Below are 22,058 nucleotides of genomic sequence, written 5' to 3'. Positions count from 1 at the left end.
ACGTCTGTCTCATCTTTCGAGTTTCGCCCTTTTTGTTTCCCCCTCTGCCCCCTATCTCCCCCTGCTTCCCTTCCTATGATTCAGCGCGTTGACCCCGCCGATCGTCTGCCTGCTGCGGTTGCTCCTCTTAAAGGAAGTCAGTCACTTTCAGATTCGATCGCAGACCTACAGGATACGATTCGGATTCGGGGGGCACGGCAGCACAATTTGAAGAATATTGATCTGGAACTGCCCCGCGATCGATTAATTGTGTTTACAGGCGTTTCGGGATCGGGCAAGTCTTCGCTGGCGTTTGACACGATCTTTGCTGAAGGGCAGCGTCGCTATGTCGAATCGCTCAGTGCCTATGCCCGGCAGTTTTTAGGACAGGTGGACAAGCCCGACGTAGACGCGATCGAAGGCTTGAGTCCTGCGATTTCGATCGACCAGAAATCCACTTCTCACAACCCGCGATCGACCGTGGGCACGGTAACAGAAATCTATGACTATTTGCGTTTGCTCTACGGACGGGCAGGCGAACCCCACTGTCCCCACTGCGATCGATCGATTGTGCCCCAAACGATTGATCAAATGGTCGATCGAATTATGGAACTGCCCGATCGCACCCGATTTCAAATTCTGGCTCCGGTCGTGCGCGGCAAAAAGGGAACCCACAAAAAACTGCTGTCGGGGCTGGCGGCTGAGGGCTTTGTCCGGGTGCGGGTTGACGGCGAAGTGCGGGAATTGTCGGACAATATTGAGCTGGAGAAAAATCAGTTTCACGATGTCGAAATCGTGGTCGATCGCCTTGTCAAAAAAGACGGCATTCAGGAACGCTTGGTGGATTCGCTCTCGACTTGTTTGAAGCGATCGGAAGGAGTGGCGATCGTGGAGGTCTTCTCAGACGAAAACAAAGTGATTGCGCTGCCGACCAATCCTGATTTGCAGCTTGCCGTGCTTCCTTCGATGGCAGCCGAACCTGCGGGGCGCTACGGCAAATCTGAAGAGGACTCGCCTAAATCCGTCGATCTGGTCTTTTCAGAAAACTTCGCCTGTCCCGAACATGGCGCGGTGATGGAAGAACTCTCGCCTCGCCTGTTCTCTTTTAACTCGCCCTACGGAGCCTGCCCCCACTGTCACGGACTGGGAACGCTGCGAACCTTTTCGCCCGATCTGGTTGTGCCCGATCCGAAGCTGCCCGTCTACGCTGCCGTTGCACCCTGGTCAGAGAAAGATAATACCTACTACTTTTCGCTGCTGTACAGTGTGGGGCAGGCATTTGGCTTCGAGATCCAGACCCCCTGGAACCAGCTCACGCGAGAGCAGCAGCAGGTGTTGTTGCACGGTTCTGAGGAGAAAATTTACATTGAGGCGGACTCGCGCTATCGCGACAACAAGGGCTATCATCGCCGCTTTGAAGGCATCATTCCGATGCTTGATCGCCAGTACAAGGAATCCACCTCTGACCTGTACAAGCAAAAGCTAGAGCAATATCTGATCGATCAGCCCTGCGAAGTTTGCGGCGGCAATCGCCTTAAGCCGGAAGCATTAAACGTTCGGGTGGGACAGTATCGAATCAAAGAACTGACCAGCGTTTCGGTGCGGGACAGTCTCGATCGCGTTACCCAGATGCACCTTACCCCCCGTCAGGCACAAATTGGTGATCTGGTGCTGCGAGAAATCAAAGCGCGGCTGCAGTTTCTGCTCGATGTGGGGCTAGACTATCTCACCCTCGATCGCACAGCAATGACGCTTTCTGGGGGAGAAGCACAGCGCATTCGCTTAGCTACGCAGATCGGTGCAGGACTGACGGGAGTATTATACGTGCTGGATGAACCCAGTATCGGACTGCACCAGCGCGACAACGATCGCCTGCTTAACACCTTGGTCAAACTCCGCGACCTGGGCAATACACTAATTGTGGTGGAACACGACGAAGACACAATTCGCGCTGCCGATCATCTGGTGGATATTGGGCCGGGTGCGGGAATTCACGGCGGCTCAGTCGTCGCACAGGGAGAGCTCAATGACTTACTGACGGCAGAAGCTTCGCTCACCGGAGCCTATCTGTCGGGACGCAGAGGAATCGAAACGCCTGTGGAACGCCGACCGGGGAACGGTCGATCGCTGCTTCTTAAAAATGCTCACCGCAATAACCTGCGCCATCTGGACATCGAAATTCCTCTGGGTAGACTGGTGTGTATTACGGGCGTATCCGGTTCTGGCAAATCAACGCTGATTAACGAGCTGCTTTACCCGGCACTGCAACACCACTTTGGTCAAAAAGTGCCCTTTCCCAAGGAGCTTCAAGAAATCAAAGGACTGAATGCGCTTGATAAAGCGATCGTGATCGACCAATCGCCGATCGGACGCACGCCGCGATCGAACCCTGCCACCTACACGGGCATTTTCGACTGCATTCGTGATTTGTTTGCAGAAACGATCGAGGCAAAAGCGCGGGGCTATAAGCCGGGACAGTTTTCGTTTAACGTCAAAGGTGGACGCTGTGAGGCTTGCAGCGGTCAGGGCGTGAACGTGATCGAGATGAACTTCCTGCCGGATGTGTATGTACAGTGCGATGTCTGCAAAGGGGCACGCTACAACCGGGAAACGCTTCAGGTGAAATACAAGGGATTTACGATCGCCGACGTGCTGAACATGACTGCCGAGGAAGCCCTCCCCCTGTTTGAAAACATCCCCAAGCTCAATGCCCGGCTGCAAACAATGGTGGATGTCGGGTTGGGCTATGTGCGGCTGGGTCAAACGGCTCCTACATTGTCCGGTGGAGAAGCTCAACGACTCAAGCTGGCGTCTGAACTGTCGCGCCGCGCCACAGGCAAAACCCTGTATTTGATCGACGAGCCGACGACCGGGCTTTCTTTCTACGACGTTCACAAGCTGCTGGACGTGCTGCAGCGCCTGGCAGATATGGGGAATTCGATCGTTGTCATCGAACACAACCTGGATGTTATTCGCTGCTCCGACTGGGTAATCGATTTGGGTCCAGAAGGCGGCAACCGGGGCGGTGAACTCATCGCCGCAGGCACTCCCGAAGAAGTCGCGCAAAACCCGCGATCGTACACAGGGCAATACCTCAAAAAGGTGCTGGCGCAGCATCCTTCGGCGAGAGCAACGGCTTAGCGTTTGTGTGCAGCACGGTTTGTAGACTCTCCGACTTGCCCCCCTAATCCCCAATTCTGGGAGAACTGAGCGAATTACGCCTACGTTCAAAGTCCCCCAGAGTTGACTCATTTAGGGGGGGCGATGTCGCACCTCAGATACCCGTTAAACAACCCTTCGAGACGGTCTCTATCGAATCAGCTGCCGCAATCGCTGAAGGATCACCGTAACCGAGCAGGGCATCAGCAGCACATCCGCAACGCTCAGGGCTTGAGCCTCTTCAAGCAGGGCAGACTGATCGAGCAGCAAGATAATCTGCATCCGGTTTTTGACCTCGGCTTTGAGCTGCCGCAGAACGGTTAAACCATCCCAATCAGTGGTTTGCTCAGCCAGCAGCATCAGCGTGGGAACCCCAGGAAGGCTAAACGTAGGATTCTGCAAATGCTCGATCGCCGCCTCACCGCTCTGAAGCCACTGCATACTGTAGCCTCGAATCTCAAACGATCGCCGCAAGCTTTGAGCAAATTCCAGGTTGGGATGCACGACAGCAACCGAAGCTCGGATTGGAACTTCAGCCACTTTTCCCGGAGTTGCAGGGCTGCGGGTCGATTGCCAGTGACTGGCTACAATTCGACTGCGTCCGCCCCGCTTTGCCCGATAGAGTGCCGCATCAGCCGCTCGGTAAAGCACCTGCAAAGCGGTTCCATCTGCTGGAAACTGCGCCAACCCTGCACTAAAGCTCACTTTCAGCAGCTCTCCGGTCAGGCTGGTAATCGTCTGCGCCTGCCATTCTTCCAGCATATTGGCCAGACGATCGATGCTGTCTTCACTGCTAATGCCGTACATCCCCACAACAAACTCTTCGCCGCCCCAGCGTGCTACCAGATCTCCGCTACGAAACTTTTGCTGCAAAAACTGCCCGAACTGATGCAAAATTCGATCGCCCTGCGCGTGCCCGTAGCGATCGTTGATCTGCTTGAAATGATCCAAATCGAGGATTGCCAGACAAAAGGGCTGTTGAAAATCGGTCGCGAACTGAATGAGCTGTGTCAGGGTTTTCGTTGAGTGCTGGCGATTGGCAACGCCCGTTAGCTCGTCAATTTCTGCTCGATCGCGCAACAAGCGGCTGCGTTTGAGCCGATTGAGAACCCGCAGCAGCAGTTCCTCAGGCACGATCGGCTTTGTCACATAGTCATCTGCCCCAGCCCGAAAGACTTGCTGAATCGTTTCGCGATCGCTGCTCGTGGTCAAAAAAATGACAGGCAGCCAGTTCCACTGAAAGTCATGCCGGACGGACTGACATAGATCTAACCCGCTAATCTGCGGCATCCTCAAATCAAAAATCACCAGATCGGGCTGAACCGATCGCAGCGTTTCCCAAAACTGAGTCGAGTCGCTCAAGCAGGTGAGCTGAATTCCCTCTGGCTCCAGCAGGGCACGCAGCGAGAGCAAAATTTGCGGATCGTCATCGACTGCCAGCACTTTCGCATGAAGCGGTTCCGGAGGCTGAAGCACCTCGGTCACGGCGCGAAAAATCTGTCCGGGCGTGGCTGACTTGGGCAAAAACAGTTGTCCACCGAGCCGCAGCGCATTCACCCGCTCGATCGATCGGTCTTTGAGGGAAAAGATCAAAACGGGAATTGGATCATCTGCCGCCGCCAATTCTGCCAACAGGGCTTCCGGTATTCCGGGTAGCGTTGGGTCAAGCAGCACAGCCGCTGGACGCTCCTGCTGAATCTGCGCTCGTCCCTGTTCGATCGTTGCAGCCACCACAACCCGCATTTTCCAGGCAATGGCTTCTTGTAATAAGCTGTCGGTCAGCTCTCGATCGCCGTCAATCACTAGCAGGATCGGCTGAGCAACAGAAGCAAGATTCGCAGGAGCAAGACCCGCAAAAGCAGGAGCGGCAGGAGCAGGATCAGCCGTCGTCCCGATCGCAGGCAGTCCAAGCTGCTCATCTCGATCAACCAGTTCCGCCTGCAGATCCTCAATTAAGCCGTCGATCTGGGACAAACACTCAGCCGTATCAGTTGCTGGAATTTCAGAATAGGAAATCAGCAGCTTTTCGATGCTGCAAGCAATCTGGGATGCGTCTTGAAAGCCAAAAGTTCCAAGGGAGCCAACCAGCTTGTGCGCCGTTTGGAGCATCGGTTGAATGACTTGAGTTGCCCCCTGTTTTAGTTGTCGCTGAGTTGCGGCCAGAGACTTAATTCGCTCATAGCTCATGAATCGCGACTGAGTCCAAATCTGCTGCATTGCCATTTGAAGCGGAGCAGGAGCCGAACTGGGAGGAACGGTCGGGTAATACGAAGCCGAACCTTCCGCCAAGGGCACAGTTGCTGAGGAAGCGGCTAACGTCAGGCGGGAACTTTCAACGCAATCCAGCAACTCTTGTGGGTTCGCAAACTGTCGGCGTTCTGGCTCGCTCCACTTGCCATTGGCTGGGTTTGCCGGTTGAATCAGTTTCACTGTAGGAGATGGGGACGGCAACAGCAGCAAGACGATCGCAGGATCGGCAGACCGATGCACCTGTTCCACTAGTTCTAATCCTGCGGGGCAGAGTCGCTCTCCACACAGCACAACCAGATCAAAATGGGTCTGGTGCAGTCTTTCTTTCGCCGTTTCCGGATCGATCGCCACACTCAGATCAAAGTTTTGTTGAGTCAGAATGTGGACAAATTCTTGATTAAGCTTTGTATCCGTTTCGACCAGCAGAATCTTCATGACAAGGACGAACACCCACGTATCAGTCTAGTTAAACTTTGTCTTGTTCAGGGGCTAATCGAAGCGGCTCATACCATCCGCGCAATTTGGGCTTGCAAGAAATCCGGGCTTTCAGAAGCAGCAGCTTTGAAGGTTCATCCCCTTAGAAAGCCCACCGTAGCCCAGCAAACCATCATGTCCCTGTAAGAAGGTTTGTACATAGCCGTACTCAATCCGTCCTAATTTAGGGAATAATCGCAGAGGAAACAGGTTTACCGACCTGCTCTCATCCTCAACTCTGTCTTCTGAGTCTGCTTTTTCCAGCGAGATTTTTATGAACCCCAGCCGCACTCTGGTGATTGCCGCCAATGTCTTTCGAGAAGTAATTCGCGATCGGGTGCTTTACCTGATTGCCTTTTTTGCGGTAGCGATGGCTGCTGTAACGCTGTTGGTTCCTGCGGTGGCTGCTAGCACGGAAAATAAAATCATTCCCGATATTGGGCTAGCGGCGATCGGTCTGCTGGGATTGCTGATTGCCATCTTTGTCGGTACTGGATTGGTCAACAAAGAAATCGAAAAGCGCACCGTTTTTGTAATGGTTGCTAAGCCAATTAGTCGCGCCGAATTTATCGTCGGTAAGCACTGGGGAATTTCGGCGGTGCTGGCAGTTCTAGTAATCGCAATGATGGCGATCTATCTGGTGACGCTGATGCTTTTGCGAATTTCGGTTCCGATCGAGAGTTTGCTGCTGTCTGGGCTGTTTCAGTTTCTAGAGCTATCGCTAATTGCCGCCGCCGCCATTCTCTTCGGAGTCTTCACCAGTTCGCTGCTGGCAACGCTGCTGACGATCGCCGTTTACCTGATGGGTCACTTTAGTCGCGATCTCGTGACGCTGGGCACAATTTCCACCGACCCAAATCTGCGCCGCATCATTAATGGGCTATATCTCGCCCTGCCAGATCTGTCGCGGCTCAATCTAAAAAATGACGCAGTTTATGGCATCGCTGCTCTGCCGCCTGCAAACGAATTAGCAGCCCACCTTGCCTATGGACTGCTCTACACAATTGTTTTATTAACGATCGCCACTTTCATCTTCTCGCGACGAGAATTTTAAGCGATCGATTTCGCGGACTACTCGCCGCCGCCCATAATTTGCGGCACTTTGAAGAATTCCCCCTGCATCGAGTCTTCTCGCTCCGGCGCGTTCTCCATAATCAACTCGCGCTCAGGATAAGGCTGAAGCTGATCGATGCGTGTCACATTGCTGACATCGATCGCCCGGGTGGTTGGCTCGACGGTATCCGTATCCAGCTCGCTCAACTGCTGGAAATATTCCAGAATGCTGCTGAGCTGCGTTGTGAACTGTTCCTCTTCGGCTTCCGTAAGTTCCAAACGGGCAAGATGGGCAACTTTACGAACCTGGTCGCGATCGATCAGCATAGGTCACTCTTTGAACGTGATTCGGGAAACAGAAAGGTCAGACCTAAAAGAATACATCGATTTTGGAACGTCCAGTGGTTTTTAGCCAGTTCTGCGCTTCGATGTAGTTGTTGGGCGCAACGCGAATTGCCCGCTGCCAGTATTCGGCTGCCTGGTCGAAGTATTTGTCGGCTTCGTCCGCTTGTCCTGCTTCCTGCGCCTGTTCGCCCAGATAGTGATAAATCACCGCAACGTTGTTTAACGCCTGGGGCATTTTGGGGGTGAGTTCGAGAGCTTCTTCGTAAAGTTCCAGGGCACGCTGATGATCACCGTTGCTGGCGTAGATCAAGCCCATGTTGTAAAGAACAAAGCTGCGATCGTAGGGGTCTTCTTCGAGTCTGAGTGCCTCTTCGTAGTTGGATAACGCTTCCGCATACTCACCATCTGCCTGGGCAGACATTCCATCCCGGTAATAAACAAATGCTTCTTTTGCCTTCTGGTTTGCTGGCAGCATTTTGAGGATCATGTCTGCCATGACGGTAAAGGTTTTATCAATAAAGTTATCGTTGCGTTGAGATCTGGGCATAGCTGTAGAGCGTTCGATCAACGATTAATAGGGCAATTGGAGCAGGGATCTGAATCGAAACCTGAAGTTGCGTCAACCCAGCAAACTCCTTCCTTAGAATAGCCCGTCGATCGCTTAAACGGGATTGACAAGTGAGGAATTTTTACCAACCTGCTTCTCGCTCGATAGGCTATAGAAGAACGAAAAGAATTAACGTTCACAGGGCGGCAAATTGGCAAACTTTGATGCACTGGCGCGGCAGGCGCGATCAACTCAGGTTGAGGCAGCAGTCAACGAGCTTTTTTTCGAGCTGTTCGCGCTAGAAACCTGGTGCTTTCTGCACGATCCTGAGACTGTCGAGCAGCCTTTAATTCTGGAACTGAGTGACGGCACTTCCCTTCTGCCAGCCTTTACCGATGCAGAGCGGGCGCAGCGATGGGCAGAACAAAGCGATTTCTATACGCCTGGTTTCGAGAGTCCGGTGATGATTATTTCTGTGACCTACTGCCTGATGTGGATCTGGGGTGGCGGACTGGCAGAAGCCGATCGCGTTTCGAGTCTCTGCTTCAATCTGGATGCTGAAAACTTTCTGCTGCCGCTCGAGGCAATTCAGCAAATGACGATCGAACTCCTGCCCGATCGCCGCGCCGAGGAAACAGCTTCGCATCATCCTGATGGAGAAACGGCTTCACATCGTTTGTGGCGGTGCAAAGGCGGCATTACGCCTACTTTCTTGGGATCACCCAAAAGCCTGGCTGAACTGGATTCTGCTAAAGCGACGGGGATTTAGGGGGCAATGCAGCACCTCAAATCCTACCCAACCACCTTTCCAGAAAGCGAATCAAGAAATCAGCATACAAAAACTCGGTTGACAGCTCATCCTTTACAGAATCAAGCTGCGCAACCGATTTGAGTAATCGGGATGATAGGATTTGAACCTACGACCCCTTCGTCCCGAACGAAGTGCGCTACCAAGCTGCGCTACATCCCGTAGTCATACTTTTTCTATCCTATGGCAAAACGGAGTTCACTGCAACGAAGCGATCGAAAAATCTCTAAAGCACAGGCGGCTCACCGTTTTAGAACCCTGAGTGCCGGGGGATTTAGAGTTGACTGTTCTGGAATCACCGGAGAAGGAAGTAATCTGCATCAGGTTGAGATAACTCGACCAAGGATCCTGAGAAAAGCTGTAAACTTTTATTAATCTCCGATCGGTTTTACTCGGATCGCTTTCTGTTTTTCTTTCACGGTTCGTTTTTCATAGTTCTTCTTTTACTGATTAAGCGTTGCAATCAAAACTCTATGGCTAGCAATCTCGGATTTGGAACTCCTAAACCCCAGCCCAAAGTCTCAAAGCGATCGGCTCAACGCACCGCAGCCGCGCAGCAATACGACAAAATGAAGGAGGACGGACTGCCAGAGTATGAGATTTACATTCGGATTGAGGGCAAGAAAAACTGGTATCCGGTGGGAGTCATTTCGGTAAAGCGTTCCAGCCAGATCGACCAGGCAGTGTTTGCTAACCAGGAAGAGCTAGTTCAGGGAGCTTTTCGGCTGTATCCGGTGCTGAAGAAAAATCGGGATCAGCTTGAGTATGGCTATCGGCTGAAGGCGTTTAAGGATGAGCCGATTCAGGTCGCTCAGAAGTCTCAGTCGAGCGTTGCTGGGGGAATTCAGTCTGCTCTGGCTCAAGTGACGAATCGAATTACAGGCCTATTCAAGCGGTAGGATCTGCCTCTTCTCAGAATCCGCTTGATGAAGTACAGCAAGTCCGAGGAATGTCTGAATGCTGATAGAGCCGTCCTTCCTGAAAGAACTCCTACGATAAGACGTATTACGGTTCTTGCGGGAAGGTCTGCCGTTCTATGAATTCCTCTACTTCTCACTCGTCCTCCGATCGCCTGCGCCAAATTCTGACCGTTGCAGCGATTTTTGGCTCGATCGGGGTCAATGCGCTTTCAAATATCATTCCGCCTGCCGGACAAACGATTGGTGAGGTCGCGAATACTCAGTTCGCCGATCTGCGAATTTTGCCTGCCAACTATGCCTTTGCCATCTGGGGTTTGATTTACCTGGGGCTGATTGCCTTTGGCTTTTATCAGCTTCGGTCAGATCAGCGGCAAAATCCGGTGTTGCGGCGTGTAGACTATGCGCTGATTGTGGCTTGTGTGGCACAGGCAATCTGGGTTTACCTGTTTTTGGGGGGGCAGTTCTGGCTGTCGGTGATAGCGATGCTGGCGATTCTGATTCCCCTGATTGCAAGCTATCGCTGGCTAGGGGTGGGACTGCGTCCCGTATCACGACAGGAGAAATGGTCGGCTCACCTGCCCTTTGGAATTTACCTGGGCTGGATTAGTGTGGCGACGATCGTGAATGTCGCTTCCGCGCTTGATGCTTCGGGCTGGAACGGGGGCGGCGTTGCATCGGAGGTGTGGGCGATCGGGCTGGCGATCGTGGCGGCAGGGCTGGCAGGCTGGGTTTTACTGACGCGCCGAGATTTCTCCTTTCCGGGGGTGATTGTGTGGGCACTGGTGGCAGTGGCAGTTCGGCAGGCAGCGTTTGCTTCGGTTTCAGTGACGGCGATCGTTCTGGCGATCGGGCTGTTGGTACTAATGGGTGTTCGGTGGTCGCATCGGGCTTCTCAGTAAAGATTTATTGTTTGAGCCATGAGTTAGCCTCCTTCTCAGCGATTTGACTATTGATTTCCCTCTTAAGATTTCCCTCCTGCTTTCCCTATTAAGAATAGAAAGTAGGAAGAAGATGAATTAAATCGAATCAATTAATCAGTAGAATTCGGGAAAGGATAGATTTGAGTTTGTATCCCTCTTCAGATTGGTAAAAAAGCCTCTACAAACTAGGGTCATTCCAATCAATCAATATCTTCACGAAGGAAATTCTCATGGTTCAGAGTGCTTCATCACAGCTTCCTACCCTGAAAAACGGCTCTTCTGGTCCCGTCGTTGCCTTGCTTCAGCGTCTTCTCGTTCTGTATGGATATACTTCGCTCGTCGGCAAAGTAGACGGACAATTTGGAGCCAAAGTTCAGGCGGCAGTTGTGCAATTTCAGAAGGATCAGAACGTAGCCGTTAAAGACGGAATCGTTGGACCAGCAACGTGGGACAAGTTGACCTACCCCGCAGGCACTCAGCGTCCATAGGTAAATAAATTTAGATAGATTCAGACCAATAGGGTTGTTCCCTGATCACTCATTTCATTAGCGAATCAAGAGGGAGAGTATCTGGTTTTTATGCCGATATTCTCTCTTTTTGTTTGTTGTTTTTTTGATGAATATTTCTGTTACTAAGAAGTAGCCTATAGCGCGATCGATCGCAAAAACTTCTTCTTAAAAAGCGAATTCATTCTAATGAAATGTAAAGAAAATAGAAAATCAAAAAATGCATCAGTGAAATTCCGGGAAGAGCGAGTTTGAGTTTGTATCTATCTTCAGGTTGATGCATCAAACCGATACAAAACAGACTCATTTCGACTACTGAATTACCACTTTTGTGAAAGGAGACTTCTCATGGTTCAAAGCGTAACGGCACAACTTCCCACGCTACAAAACGGCTCGCGCGGTCCCGCCGTTGCTCTACTTCAGCGTCTTCTCGTTCTGTATGGATATCCCTCGATCGTCGGCGCAGTCGATGGACAATTTGGAGCTAAAACTCAGGCGGCTGTTGTGCAATTTCAGAAGGATCAGAACGTAGCTGTTAAAGACGGAATTGTTGGATCTGCAACGTGGGATAAGCTGACCTATCCGGCAGGCACCCAGCGTCCCTAAGCACGAATTCGCTCTCTAATTACTCATCTCATCACACATCAACAGGGAGGATATCTGGTTTAATGCCAGCGTCCTCTCTTTTTCGTTGGCTACGTCCAGCTTGCCAGGAAACTTGGCTTGGGTGGGTTGAATCCCCGCCCAGCACAGCATAGAGCAGAAAGAAATTGCTCGATACGCTCCCCCAGCCTGCAGGTCAAATTTGCAGAACGGGAAGAGATTGATAATCTAGTAGATACCGTACTCCTGCTAGACATGGTTACAATCTCTGCTCAGTCTACCTCTGCTCAGTCTACGATCCATCCCTTCCTTGCACGGCTCCACAGTCCCGATCGCCCGATTATCGTGTTTGATGGCGCGATGGGAACCAATCTTCAGGTGCAAAACCTGACCGCAGAGGACTTCGGCGGGGCTGCTTACGAAGGATGCAACGAGTATCTGATTCTGACCAAACCAGAAGCGGTGGCAAAGGTGCATCGCGATTTTCTGGCAGCCGGGGCAGACGTGATCGAAACCGATACCTTTGGTGCAACCTCGATCGTCCTGGCAGAGTACGATTTGGCAGACCGGGCGCATGAGATGAATCTGAAAGCGGCTCAGCTTGCCAAACAGTGTGCAGCAGAATTTTCGACTCCCGAAAAGCCGCGATTTGTGGCGGGATCGATCGGACCCACAACCAAACTGCCGACGCTGGGACACATCGACTACGACACGATGAAGGCTTCTTTTGCAGAGCAGGCAGAGGGGCTATATGACGGTGGAGTCGATTTGTTTATTGTGGAAACTTGTCAGGATGTGCTGCAGATCAAAGCTGCACTGAATGGCATCGAGGAAATTTTTGCGAAAAAGGGCAGTCGTCGTCCGCTGATGGTGTCGGTGACAGTGGAAACCACAGGCACAATGCTGGTCGGGTCGGATGTGGCGGCGATGCTGTCGATTCTGGAGCCTTACCCGATCGATATTCTGGGGCTGAACTGCGCGACTGGACCGGATCGCATGGCAGAGCATATCAAGTATTTGTCGCAGCATTCGCCGTTTGTGATTTCCTGTATTCCCAACGCAGGCATTCCCGAAAACGTCGGTGGACACGCCCACTACAAGCTAACCCCAATGGAACTGCGGCTGGCTCTGACTCGCTTTGTCGAAGATCTGGGCGTGCAGGTGATTGGCGGCTGCTGCGGCACAAAACCTGAACACATCCAGCAGCTCGCTGAAATTGCGGCGACCCTGACGCCCAGAGCGCGATCGGTTCGAGGACTCGTGCAAACCGCAGAAACCGATCCGCGTCCCGCGTTGGACTATATTCCGGCAGCGGCTTCGATTTATTCCACCCAGCCTTATGACCAGGACAATTCGTTTCTCATTATCGGCGAACGGCTCAACGCCAGCGGCTCGAAGAAATGCCGAGATCTGCTCAACGCGGAAGACTGGGATGGATTGGTTTCGCTCGCACGATCGCAGGTGAAAGAAGGAGCGCACGTCCTGGATGTGAACGTGGACTATGTGGGACGCGACGGGGTACACGATATGCGGGAAGTTGTTTCCCGGTTGGTGACGAATGTGAATCTGCCCCTGATGCTAGACTCGACCGAGTGGCAAAAAATGGAGGCAGGCTTAAAAGTGGCGGGCGGCAAATGTCTGCTTAACTCCACGAACTACGAGGACGGCGACGAGCGATTTTTTAAGGTGCTGGAGCTTGCCAAGGAATACGGGGCAGGCGTGGTCGTAGGGATGATCGACGAAGACGGCATGGCGCGATCGGCTGAGAAGAAATTTGCGATCGCTCAACGGGCGTACCGGGACGCGTTGGAGTATGGCATTCCTGCCCACGAAATTTTCTATGATCCGCTGGCGTTGCCGATCTCAACTGGTATTGAGGAAGACCGGGCAAACGGCAAAGCGACGATCGAAGCGATTCAGATGATTCGGCAAAACCTGCCGGGCGTGCATATCTTGCTGGGCGTGTCGAATATCTCGTTTGGCTTGAGTCCCGCAGCGCGAATTGTGCTGAACTCGATGTTTTTGCATGAGGCGGTTGCGGCAGGTATGGATGGGGCAATTATTAGCGCGGCGAAAATTTTGCCCGTTGCCAAGATTGACGATCGCTATCAGCAAGTCTGCCGTCATTTGATCTATGACGAGCGGCAGTTTGAAGGGGATGTCTGCATTTACGATCCGCTCACGGAACTGACGACGCTATTTGAAGGGGTTTCTACCAAAGAGACTCGATCGCGCAGTGATGTGGCAAATCTGCCAATCGAAGAACGCCTGAAGCAGCACATTATCGACGGCGAACGTATCGGCTTAGAAACAGCTCTGGCGGAGGCAATGCAGAAATACCCGCCGTTGGAAATTATCAACACCTTTTTGCTGGATGGTATGAAGGTGGTGGGTGATTTATTTGGCTCTGGTCAAATGCAGTTGCCTTTTGTGCTGCAATCGGCGGAAACCATGAAATCGGCGGTCGCCTTCCTGGAACCCCACATGGAAAAGCAGGAATCGGGCAATAGCCACAAAGGGGTTTTCCTGATCGCTACGGTGAAGGGCGACGTGCATGATATCGGCAAAAACCTGGTTGATATTATTCTCACTAACAACGGCTATAAGGTAATCAACCTGGGCATTAAGCAGCCTGTCGAGAACATCATCGAAGCCTATCAGCAACACGGTGCGGACTGCATTGCGATGAGCGGTCTGCTGGTGAAATCCACTGCCTTTATGAAAGAGAATCTGGAGGTGTTTAACGATCGCGGGATCACGGTTCCGGTCATTCTTGGCGGTGCAGCACTCACGCCTAAGTTTGTTCACGAAGATTGCCAGAACGTTTATCGCGGTCGGGTGATTTATGGCAAAGACGCCTTTGCTGATTTGCACTTTATGGATAAGCTCATGCCTGCAAAAGCGGCGAGCGAGTGGGATGACCTCAAAGGATTCTTGAACGAAGAAAGCGTCACTGAAACGAACGGACATCGGCCGATCGCAGAAACCTCCAGCGAGGTAGTCCAGACCGAAGCCGCAGCGGTTGATACTCGCCGATCGGATGCGGTGGAAGTCGCGATCGATCGCCCCACGCCGCCTTTCTGGGGCACAAAGATTTTTCAGCCCCAAGATTTGCCATTAGAAGAAGTGTTTGCCTATCTGGACTTGCAGGCCCTGATCGCCGGACAGTGGCAGTTCCGCAAGCCCAAGGAGCAGACCCGCGAGGAGTATGATGCATTCCTGGCAGCAAAGGTCTATCCGATTTTGGAGCAGTGGAAGCAGCGAATTCAGGACGAGAACCTGCTCCAGCCCCAGGTAGTTTACGGCTATTTTCCTTGCTTAGCGGAAGGTAACTCGCTGCATTTGTACGATCCAACGATCGGTACTACGAGTCCAGATCAGCAAGAACCGCTTGCAACCTTTCACTTTCCGCGTCAACGATCGCTGCGACGACTCTGCATTGCCGATTTCTTCTTGCCTCAGGAAGGGGCAACGCGATATGACGTTTTCCCGATGCAGGCTGTGACTGTAGGCGAAGTAGCGACCGAATTTGCCAAAATGCTGTTTGAGGCGAATCAGTACACCGACTACCTTTACTTCCACGGGTTGGCGGTGCAGGTGGCAGAAGCTCTGGCAGAGTGGACTCACGCCCGCATTCGTCGTGAACTGGGCTTGGGTGCAGAAGAACCTAGCAGCATTCGAGACATTCTGGCACAGCGATATCGCGGCTCCCGCTACAGCTTTGGCTACCCGGCTTGTCCTAATATTCAGGATCAGCACATGCTGCTGGAGCTGCTGGACGCAAAGCAAATTGGTCTACACATGGACGAGAGCGAACAGCTTTACCCAGAGCAGTCTACGACAGCGATCGTCGCTTACCACCCGGCTGCAAAATATTTCAGCGCGTAGTGTTCGTCCGCTGTTTTAGTTCACCGTCTCGGCTTACTGTTTCAGCTCACCGTTTCAGTTCATCCTTGCAGCCCATAGCCTTAACGCGGGTTTCAGCCGATGGTTTAGATGAGCAATTTTAAGGGAGCAGTCCCCGCCCGATCGCCGCTAGCGGATGGTTTGGGTGGTGCTGCTCTGCGGGGTATGGATTTCCCATTGGGGCGAAAACACTGCCAGCATTGTGGCGATAGATCCAACGGTGAGGGTCATCAAAATGCCTGTTAGCAGACCGCCTACCATGCCTTGATGAGCATACAAATGCTGCATTCTCCGCTGACTGTGCTGCTGAATGCGTCGTTCCTGTTCGCGTCCCTGCACAAAGCCATCCCGAAAAGCGATTTCGTCTGCCGTTGCTCGTCGCGTGGTGATCGTGTCGCCAATCGCAGTTTCGGTCGTGGAATGCGATCGACGGGCTGTTACTCCAGCTTCGGAGTAATTGCGCTGTGAGTGAGAAGAAATCGGATTAGAACCTGCCATAAGGAAACTCCTGCGATTAGCTTGTAAGGGTCAAAAAATGGAAATAAGCCGCTCTTAAATCAGTGCTGTTTAGCGACTTGAAATAGCTGCTGCTTCTTTTCTAAAACGATCGGTTAAGGAATTACGCTTCCCGAATGACACTCAGTCAACTAATTAAATAAAACTAATATTAATTTAGAGAATAGAGACGGTTTGCTACTCTGTCAGGAGAGGAATCATCGCTCGATTTCAATCTATCAGAAGGAGAGATATGCAATGAGTTAATGAAAATAAAAAGGGTGAGTCTAGCCCACCCCTTAAGGAATCCATCAACTAAAAGCTGTTCGTGAAAGTTGCTTGTATTCCTTCAAGCTTGATTTTCCAAATCGCACTAGCTATTCACTGAAGGATTCGGCTCTTTCAGGGCAGATTGTTCAACTTCCTCATCTTCCCCAACCCGCTCTTTTTGTTTCGGGGAAACCGCTCTTACTGCAACCGTTTCAGGTTCAGCGTTGGTTTCGATCGTTTCACTGCTATTTGCTTCGTTGCTGTTCGAAGGATTTTCAGCCGCGCTACCTTGAGTGTTTGCCATAAAGCCACTGCTTAATACCACAGGCTCATCTTCGCTTGCTGCTTCGTATCTCTTCATCGGCGAAACGGTAGAGATTGGGGCAATTTCTGCGCTGGCAGCAGGAATGATCGCACTTCCGGCATCGCTTCCGGTATCGCTACTAAGCTGGCTGGAAACTCCAAGCTGGTTTCTTGCTGTTGTCACCAGAGAGTTAAAGTTGGACTTTAGCGAAGACATGATTTCTTGTCCCATCTCGGTAGCCACTACGTCGTTTGTGCGATCGAAGCGATCGAACCAGGCGCGGGTTTGGCGACCCAGACGAATGGAATTATTCCAGAACCAATCAAGGGTAACCAGCACCAGACAGAACACCAACCAGGCGAGCTTTCCGGTTTCTTGCAAAATAGTCCAGGTGACAGAAAGGGCTTGCTTGTAGATTGCAGCCGTAGTAGGAGCGGAGATAAGCTGCCAGAGTTTGTTGGCTTGAAGTGAAATTTGATTGCTCATGAGTCTGTAGGAGGGCAATTAAGCGACAGTATAATCGTTTACTTTTATCGAAAAATCGACAATCAGAACGTAGCCAATCGGAACGAACAAAAAGAACCTGTTCGTCAAAACAAATGCAAAACCAAGAGTAATGCTCTACCTTAAAAACTGGTGCTTTGGTATAAACTCGCTTCGTTCCTGAGTTTATTGGCTTAAACGTTGGTTTAAACGAATTGATTTGAATTCGATCGTATTTCTATTTAGCGTGTCATATCTAAAATTTGAGCGACTCTCTCTTCAGATAGGAAATTTGTTGTGGTTAGGAAGAGCAATTGTGAAATTCCTATGACTTGCAATCCAAAATTGTTTTCATACATCTCTACCTTTTTGCAGAATTTTGCCTCTCAATGCTGAAGGTTGTATTTCTAGATATCAATGCTGCTTAAAGAAGATTTAATTGCATGAATCTGAGATTGCTTGAAATGCTGGCTTTGCGCTCTTTTTGTATCAGTTTGGCGATCGAGCGTCTATCTGCCGCTAATTCTTATCAGCGTAACCTCACACAAAATTCAGATTCTTTCCTGCGGAACGGTCGGTACACTATTGGGGAGAAGTAAGTGACCTAGAAGCAGAAGAGACTATGGATGCCGCAACGCTTTGGCAACGATATCAGGACTGGCTGTACTTCCACTCAGGGCTGGGTCTGTATGTGGACATTAGCCGGATTCGGTTTGACGATTCCTTCCTGTCCATGATGGAGCCGAAATTTGAGAAAGCTTTTCGCGATATTGCTGCGCTCGAAGGCGGGGCGATTGCCAATCCAGACGAGAACCGTATGGTGGGGCACTACTGGCTGCGCGACCCCGACCTTGCTCCCACCCCCGAACTGAAGCACGACATTGTGGAGACGCTCCAGCGCATTCATGCCTTTGCCGATCGCGTTCACCAGGGCGAAATTCGTCCGACCGATGCCGCAAAGTTTACCGATGTGCTATCGATCGGGATCGGGGGATCGGCACTGGGGCCGCAGTTTGTGTCTGAGGCATTGAGTTCGGTCAATGCGCCGATGCAGATTCACTTTATCGACAACACCGACCCAGCAGGGATCGATCGCACCCTGGCAACGCTAAAAGATCGGCTTGCCTCAACCCTGGTAATCGCCACATCAAAATCCGGCGGCACGCCCGAAACCCGAAACGGAATGCTTGAAGTCAAGCGCGCCTACGAGCAGCAGGGACTCAACTTTGCTCAACACGCCGTCGCCGTTACCGGAATTGGCAGCAACTTTGAAAAGCTGGCGAAATCAGAAGGCTGGATTGATATCTTCCCGATGCATGACTGGGTTGGCGGTCGCACCTCCGAAATGTCGGCGGTCGGTCTGCTTCCGGCTGCACTTCAGGGCATTGATATCGACGCGATGCTGACAGGCGCGAAAGAAATGGATGCCGCAACCCGTGTACCCGATTTGCGAAAAAATCCTTCTGCACTGCTGTCGTTTGCCTGGTATGCCGCCGGAAACGGAAAGGGCGAGAAGGATATGGTGATTTTGCCCTACAAAGACAGCTTGCTGCTGTTCTCGCGCTATTTGCAGCAGTTGGTCATGGAGTCGCTGGGTAAGGAAACCGACTTAGACGGCAACAAGGTTTATCAGGGCATCGCTGTTTACGGCAACAAAGGCTCAACAGACCAGCATGCTTATGTCCAGCAGCTTCGGGAAGGCGTAAACAATTTCTTTGTCACCTTTATTGAAGTGCTGCACGATCGATCGGGTTCTTCGATCGAAGTCGAACCGGGGGTTACCTCAGGCGATTTCCTCTCCGGTCTGCTTCAGGGGACAAGACAGGCACTCTACGAAAATCAGCGCGACTCTATTACCATCACTGTGCCTTATGTGGATGCCCGGATGGTGGGCGCACTGATCGCCCTTTATGAACGCACCGTCAGCTTCTACGGTTCGCTGGTCAACGTCAACGCTTATCACCAGCCTGGAGTCGAAGCCGGTAAGAAAGCCGCCGCCGCCATCCTCGATCTCCAGCGCAGCATGATGCAAACCCTGAGCGAAGCCGGACAGCCAATCGCCCTCACTACCCTGGCAGACAAGATTGGAGCCAGCGATCGCATCGAGTCCCTCTACAAAATCGCCCGCCATCTGTCGGTAAACAATCGGGGAGTTAGCCTGAGCGGGGACTTGAGCAAGCCATCGAGCCTGATGATCGGGCTGAAATAGTTTTGATCCGCCGATCGCGTAAAACAAGCGTAGAAAAAACGTTCTATCAGCGACAATGGACGATGGATAGTCGATCGATTGGCAGTTTCCCAAGAAACATTGCCCTGAAGAATGTTTGAGGAGTTGCAAATCTTCTACATCGCCCTCTCAATTCCCAATGAGGGACTTTGAGCAGCCTCAGGAGGACTCGGTTTTCCCCAGAGCTGGCTTGGAGGGCGGTTTGGATTACAGGCAGGACGATTCAAACATTTTCTTAGAGCCAATTTGATCCAATGTCCATCGTTTTTTAGGTGAAGTGGCAATGGCGATCGCAGATGAATGGTTAGAAATCGGCAAAATCGTCGCGGCTCAAGGGCTAAAAGGGGAGGTGCGCGTCTACCCCAACTCGGACTTCCCAGAGCGATTTGAGGAACCGGGAAAACGCTGGATGCTGCGCCCCGGTAAAACAGAGCCGGAAGTGATCGAGCTAATTTCAGGACGCTATCTCGCTGGAAAAGGCCTATATGTCCTCCAGCTCAAGGGCATTGTCGAGCGCGCTCAGGCAGAACAGCTCTACGACTGCCGCCTGCTGATTCCCAGCACCGATCGTCCTCATCTCGAAGAAGATGAATTTCATGTGCCGGATCTGCTGGATCTGGAAGTGATCGATCAGGCGACCCAGCAGGCGATCGGACGAATCAAGGATGTAATTCCGGCAGGCAATGACTTGCTGGAAGTTGAACTTTATCAGGCAGGAGCACATCAGGCAGGAGCAGACGGGACGATCGAGCAGCTTGCCCAAACAAAGGAGTCAGCGAAAACGGTTTTGATCCCGTTTGTCAAAGAGATTGTGCCGATCGTCGATCTGGTTCAGCGTCGAGTGGAGATCGTTCCGCCTCCGGGTTTGCTTGATTTGAAGTAAAGCCTTTGAAGCTTGTCGTAAAGCTTGTCGTGAAGCTCAGGGCGAAGACTGCCGCGAAAAGACAAAAGCGGGTCTTGCCCGTCCGGTCGTAAGGCTTACCCATCCCAGTCCTTGGCGAGTTCCGACCCAAATCTTATTGCCTGCATCCGCTGCCAGCGACACAATGCGGCTAGAGGGCAGTCCTGCCACTTGAGTCACGATCGCCCCATTAAACGGATTCACTTGAAATAAGCCATTGTTTGTGCCGACCCACAGCCGCCCCAGTCGATCGAACTGAGCAACGGTGACTTCCTGTCCGCGAAAAGGCGTGACCGAACGTAAGACCGCTCGCTGCTTGGGATCAACCACCAGCAAGCCTTCTGGTGTGCCGACCCAGAGGTTATTGTCTGATCCCAGGGTCAGTGTCTGGACTGCCTGACCGGGAAGATCTCGAATGCGGGCGATCGGGGCTGCGCTAGCGGTGTTGATTTGCACCAAGCCCTCAGCCGTGCCGACCCAGAGCTGACCCTCAGCATCTAGACTCAGCACATTGCCGCTATTTCCCGGCAGTTCTCGATAAGTGGTCATCAACAGCCCTTCATCGGGACTGATCATTGCCAGTCCCTTGTCTGTACCCACCCATAAAAAACCGCGTCGATCGATCTGCAATGCCAGAATCCGATTTGAGGGCAGGGTAAAATTTTGCGCCGTAATCTCATTCGTACGTGGCTCAACCCGATGCAGCCCGCGATAGGTTCCGACCCACAGCCGCCCCACGCGATCGAGTGCCATTGCGCCGATCGTTTGATCCGGTAAACTCACCCGTGCCTGAACCCGTCCCGTATTGGGATTAATTCGAGCGAGTCCCTGCCATGACCCGATCCACAGGCTACCCGTTGCATCTAGCTGAAGTGCCGAAACGCGATCGTCTTGAGATGCAATGCTAGGAGGAGTAGATTGAGCCTGGGCAAGGTTAGCGGCAGAAAAAGCAGGCGGCTGAGTTTCCAGATGGATTCCTGCTGCTGCACTCCATCCCAACACCAGAACACCAGCAGTCTGGGCGATGTGACGGCGACAAGCAAAAAAGGTCATGGCGACGATAACCCGATCGAGTGAAGGTCAAAACTACAGGGACGTTGAAGCTGAGCAATAGCATACCCTGTTTTTTAGAAACTGGTTCGTATAGACGATATGGGTCAGTTGGGACTTTGGGAAACGGCGAGGCGATCGAAGCTGATCGGGCAGAACCTTGAAACAGCTTCTCCCGTTGCCTGGATATCGGGAGGTGAAACCGCTTAATATACACTAAACATAGATGAACACAGGCAGCCGATCGCGGTAGCCATCCGTCAACAGCAAAGTAGCAAAGGTGGTTCAGCCAATTCCTCAACCCGAATTGAGTTAACCCGTCGTAAAAATCAGATTTATAGCGAGTTTAGCGATGGCAGACGAAACAACTCCCCCCGCTCCTGATGTACAGACGCCCGATGCGGCGGCAAAACCCGCAAAAGTCCCCAAAAAGGAAAAGCCTCCTGCCTTGGAGGACAAGCCCTTTCAAGAGCTCATCTCGCAGCATTTCTTACCGGGTTTGCAGCAGGCACTCGGTAAAATTGGCATTCAGGATGTAGACCTGAAATTTGAGCAGAGCAAACTGCCCATTAGAGGCTTTGAGGATACTCCCTTGTGGCAGGTCATCGGGCAATGGCAAAGCGATCGTCGTCAGTTCTTCTTTATCTTTTCCAAAGAAGACATTCAGGCTCCCAAGTATTTCTGCTGTTCCGATAGCAGTGCGCCGCCCAGTACTCTGGAATCGTTTATGATCGACGAACGCAGAGTCACGCTCGACTTGATGCTGCTCTACGCTATTCAGCGTCTCAATGGGCAGAAGTGGCTTGTCCGTAACTAAAAACTGAGACAAATTTGACAAAAAACAAGGGGGCTTTCGCC

General features: G+C 52.0%; 17 protein-coding genes and 1 tRNA gene. 11 read left to right on the top strand and 7 right to left on the bottom strand.

Annotated features, from left to right (window positions below):
• The first annotated feature begins 75 nt into the window (after positions 1-75).
• Positions 76-3,120 (top strand): excinuclease ABC subunit UvrA, encoded by a 3,045-nt coding sequence (uvrA, locus tag NDA02_RS12640; protein ID WP_190789923.1) that lies wholly within the window; start codon positions 76-78, stop codon positions 3,118-3,120.
• A gap of 168 nt (positions 3,121-3,288) precedes the next feature.
• On the opposite strand, the gene NDA02_RS12635 is transcribed toward uvrA, so the two are convergent.
• Positions 3,289-5,823: a response regulator gene (locus NDA02_RS12635; protein ID WP_348247061.1), complete on the bottom strand. Its 2,535-nt coding sequence runs from the start codon at positions 5,821-5,823 to the stop codon at positions 3,289-3,291.
• 313 nt (positions 5,824-6,136) lie between these two features.
• Between NDA02_RS12635 and NDA02_RS12630 the strand changes: the two genes are divergently transcribed.
• On the top strand, positions 6,137-6,916 hold the full coding sequence (locus NDA02_RS12630; RefSeq protein WP_190793262.1) for an ABC transporter permease subunit: 780 nt from the start codon (positions 6,137-6,139) through the stop codon (positions 6,914-6,916).
• A gap of 17 nt (positions 6,917-6,933) precedes the next feature.
• Here NDA02_RS12630 and gatC read toward each other — a convergent pair whose 3' ends face one another.
• Positions 6,934-7,239, bottom strand: coding sequence for an Asp-tRNA(Asn)/Glu-tRNA(Gln) amidotransferase subunit GatC (gene gatC, locus NDA02_RS12625; protein WP_190793264.1), 306 nt, complete (start codon positions 7,237-7,239; stop codon positions 6,934-6,936).
• Between the two features lie 46 nt (positions 7,240-7,285).
• On the bottom strand, positions 7,286-7,807 hold the full coding sequence (locus tag NDA02_RS12620; RefSeq protein WP_190793261.1) for a photosystem I assembly protein Ycf3: 522 nt from the start codon (positions 7,805-7,807) through the stop codon (positions 7,286-7,288).
• 211 nt (positions 7,808-8,018) lie between these two features.
• On the opposite strand from NDA02_RS12620, the gene NDA02_RS12615 reads away from it, so the two are divergent.
• Positions 8,019-8,576, top strand: a complete 558-nt coding sequence (locus NDA02_RS12615; protein ID WP_190793260.1) for an SseB family protein — start codon at positions 8,019-8,021, stop codon at positions 8,574-8,576.
• A gap of 127 nt (positions 8,577-8,703) precedes the next feature.
• Here the strand turns inward: NDA02_RS12615 and NDA02_RS12610 are convergent.
• A tRNA-Pro gene (locus tag NDA02_RS12610) sits at positions 8,704-8,777 on the bottom strand.
• Between the two features lie 311 nt (positions 8,778-9,088).
• Between NDA02_RS12610 and NDA02_RS12605 the strand changes: the two genes are divergently transcribed.
• The 5 genes from NDA02_RS12605 to metH all read left to right on the top strand — a co-directional run bounded on the left by NDA02_RS12605 (position 9,089) and on the right by metH (position 15,452).
• Positions 9,089-9,514 carry an HHL1-like protein gene (locus NDA02_RS12605; protein WP_190793259.1) on the top strand — a complete coding sequence of 142 codons (426 nt, stop codon included), beginning with the start codon at positions 9,089-9,091 and terminating at the stop codon, positions 9,512-9,514.
• A 137-nt stretch (positions 9,515-9,651) separates the two neighbouring features.
• Positions 9,652-10,434, top strand: coding sequence for a tryptophan-rich sensory protein (locus NDA02_RS12600; protein ID WP_190793258.1), 783 nt, complete (start codon positions 9,652-9,654; stop codon positions 10,432-10,434).
• Positions 10,435-10,685: 251 nt separating this feature from the next.
• Entirely contained in the window at positions 10,686-10,943 is a 258-nt protein-coding gene (locus NDA02_RS12595) for a peptidoglycan-binding domain-containing protein (RefSeq protein ID WP_190793257.1), read from the top strand.
• Positions 10,944-11,309: 366 nt separating this feature from the next.
• Positions 11,310-11,567, top strand: a complete 258-nt coding sequence (locus NDA02_RS12590; RefSeq protein ID WP_190793256.1) for a peptidoglycan-binding domain-containing protein — start codon at positions 11,310-11,312, stop codon at positions 11,565-11,567.
• Between the two features lie 252 nt (positions 11,568-11,819).
• Positions 11,820-15,452 carry a methionine synthase gene (gene metH / locus NDA02_RS12585; RefSeq protein ID WP_348255045.1) on the top strand — a complete coding sequence of 1,211 codons (3,633 nt, stop codon included), beginning with the start codon at positions 11,820-11,822 and terminating at the stop codon, positions 15,450-15,452.
• A gap of 147 nt (positions 15,453-15,599) precedes the next feature.
• On the opposite strand, the gene NDA02_RS12580 is transcribed toward metH, so the two are convergent.
• Positions 15,600-15,968 (bottom strand): hypothetical protein, encoded by a 369-nt coding sequence (locus tag NDA02_RS12580; RefSeq protein WP_190793254.1) that lies wholly within the window; start codon positions 15,966-15,968, stop codon positions 15,600-15,602.
• 370 nt (positions 15,969-16,338) lie between these two features.
• Positions 16,339-17,025 (bottom strand): hypothetical protein, encoded by a 687-nt coding sequence (locus tag NDA02_RS12575; protein ID WP_190790297.1) that lies wholly within the window; start codon positions 17,023-17,025, stop codon positions 16,339-16,341.
• Between the two features lie 619 nt (positions 17,026-17,644).
• Here NDA02_RS12575 and NDA02_RS12570 point away from each other — a divergent pair.
• The gene (locus NDA02_RS12570) at positions 17,645-19,231 is read left to right on the top strand and encodes a glucose-6-phosphate isomerase (RefSeq protein ID WP_190790296.1); all 1,587 of its coding nucleotides are present in this window, start codon (positions 17,645-17,647) and stop codon (positions 19,229-19,231) included.
• A 301-nt stretch (positions 19,232-19,532) separates the two neighbouring features.
• Positions 19,533-20,132, top strand: coding sequence for a ribosome maturation factor RimM (rimM, locus tag NDA02_RS12565; RefSeq protein ID WP_190790295.1), 600 nt, complete (start codon positions 19,533-19,535; stop codon positions 20,130-20,132).
• 36 nt (positions 20,133-20,168) lie between these two features.
• Here the strand turns inward: rimM and NDA02_RS12560 are convergent, their stop codons facing one another.
• A complete protein-coding gene (locus NDA02_RS12560; RefSeq protein WP_190790294.1) occupies positions 20,169-21,203 on the bottom strand; it encodes a two-component regulator propeller domain-containing protein in 1,035 nt (344 codons plus the stop codon).
• 349 nt (positions 21,204-21,552) lie between these two features.
• On the opposite strand from NDA02_RS12560, the gene NDA02_RS12555 reads away from it, so the two are divergent.
• Positions 21,553-22,017: a DUF2996 domain-containing protein gene (locus tag NDA02_RS12555; protein WP_190790293.1), complete on the top strand. Its 465-nt coding sequence runs from the start codon at positions 21,553-21,555 to the stop codon at positions 22,015-22,017.
• Positions 22,018-22,058 lie beyond the last annotated feature (41 nt).

Source organism: Leptolyngbya sp. ST-U4 (assembly GCF_039962215.1).
GTDB lineage: Bacteria > Cyanobacteriota > Cyanobacteriia > Elainellales > Elainellaceae > Leptolyngbya_A.
Note: the sequence above shows the minus strand (reverse complement) of the source record. Positions and strands in the feature narration are given on the sequence as shown.

Bases quoted from the DNA above. Each gene is read 5' to 3' on its own strand.
- NDA02_RS12560 (WP_190790294.1), bottom strand. From the start codon at position 21,203: ATGACCTTTTTTGCTTGTCGCCGTCACATCGCCCAGACTGCTGGTGTT.
- NDA02_RS12620 (WP_190793261.1), bottom strand. From the start codon at position 7,807: ATGCCCAGATCTCAACGCAACGATAACTTTATTGATAAAACCTTTACC.
- NDA02_RS12555 (WP_190790293.1), top strand. From the start codon at position 21,553: ATGGCAGACGAAACAACTCCCCCCGCTCCTGATGTACAGACGCCCGAT.
- metH (WP_348255045.1), top strand. From the start codon at position 11,820: ATGGTTACAATCTCTGCTCAGTCTACCTCTGCTCAGTCTACGATCCAT.
- NDA02_RS12575 (WP_190790297.1), bottom strand. From the start codon at position 17,025: ATGAGCAATCAAATTTCACTTCAAGCCAACAAACTCTGGCAGCTTATC.
- NDA02_RS12595 (WP_190793257.1), top strand. From the start codon at position 10,686: ATGGTTCAGAGTGCTTCATCACAGCTTCCTACCCTGAAAAACGGCTCT.
- NDA02_RS12635 (WP_348247061.1), bottom strand. From the start codon at position 5,823: ATGAAGATTCTGCTGGTCGAAACGGATACAAAGCTTAATCAAGAATTT.
- uvrA (WP_190789923.1), top strand. From the start codon at position 76: ATGATTCAGCGCGTTGACCCCGCCGATCGTCTGCCTGCTGCGGTTGCT.
- NDA02_RS12605 (WP_190793259.1), top strand. From the start codon at position 9,089: ATGGCTAGCAATCTCGGATTTGGAACTCCTAAACCCCAGCCCAAAGTC.
- NDA02_RS12570 (WP_190790296.1), top strand. From the start codon at position 17,645: ATGGATGCCGCAACGCTTTGGCAACGATATCAGGACTGGCTGTACTTC.
- rimM (WP_190790295.1), top strand. From the start codon at position 19,533: ATGGCGATCGCAGATGAATGGTTAGAAATCGGCAAAATCGTCGCGGCT.
- NDA02_RS12600 (WP_190793258.1), top strand. From the start codon at position 9,652: ATGAATTCCTCTACTTCTCACTCGTCCTCCGATCGCCTGCGCCAAATT.
- NDA02_RS12630 (WP_190793262.1), top strand. From the start codon at position 6,137: ATGAACCCCAGCCGCACTCTGGTGATTGCCGCCAATGTCTTTCGAGAA.
- NDA02_RS12580 (WP_190793254.1), bottom strand. From the start codon at position 15,968: ATGGCAGGTTCTAATCCGATTTCTTCTCACTCACAGCGCAATTACTCC.
- NDA02_RS12590 (WP_190793256.1), top strand. From the start codon at position 11,310: ATGGTTCAAAGCGTAACGGCACAACTTCCCACGCTACAAAACGGCTCG.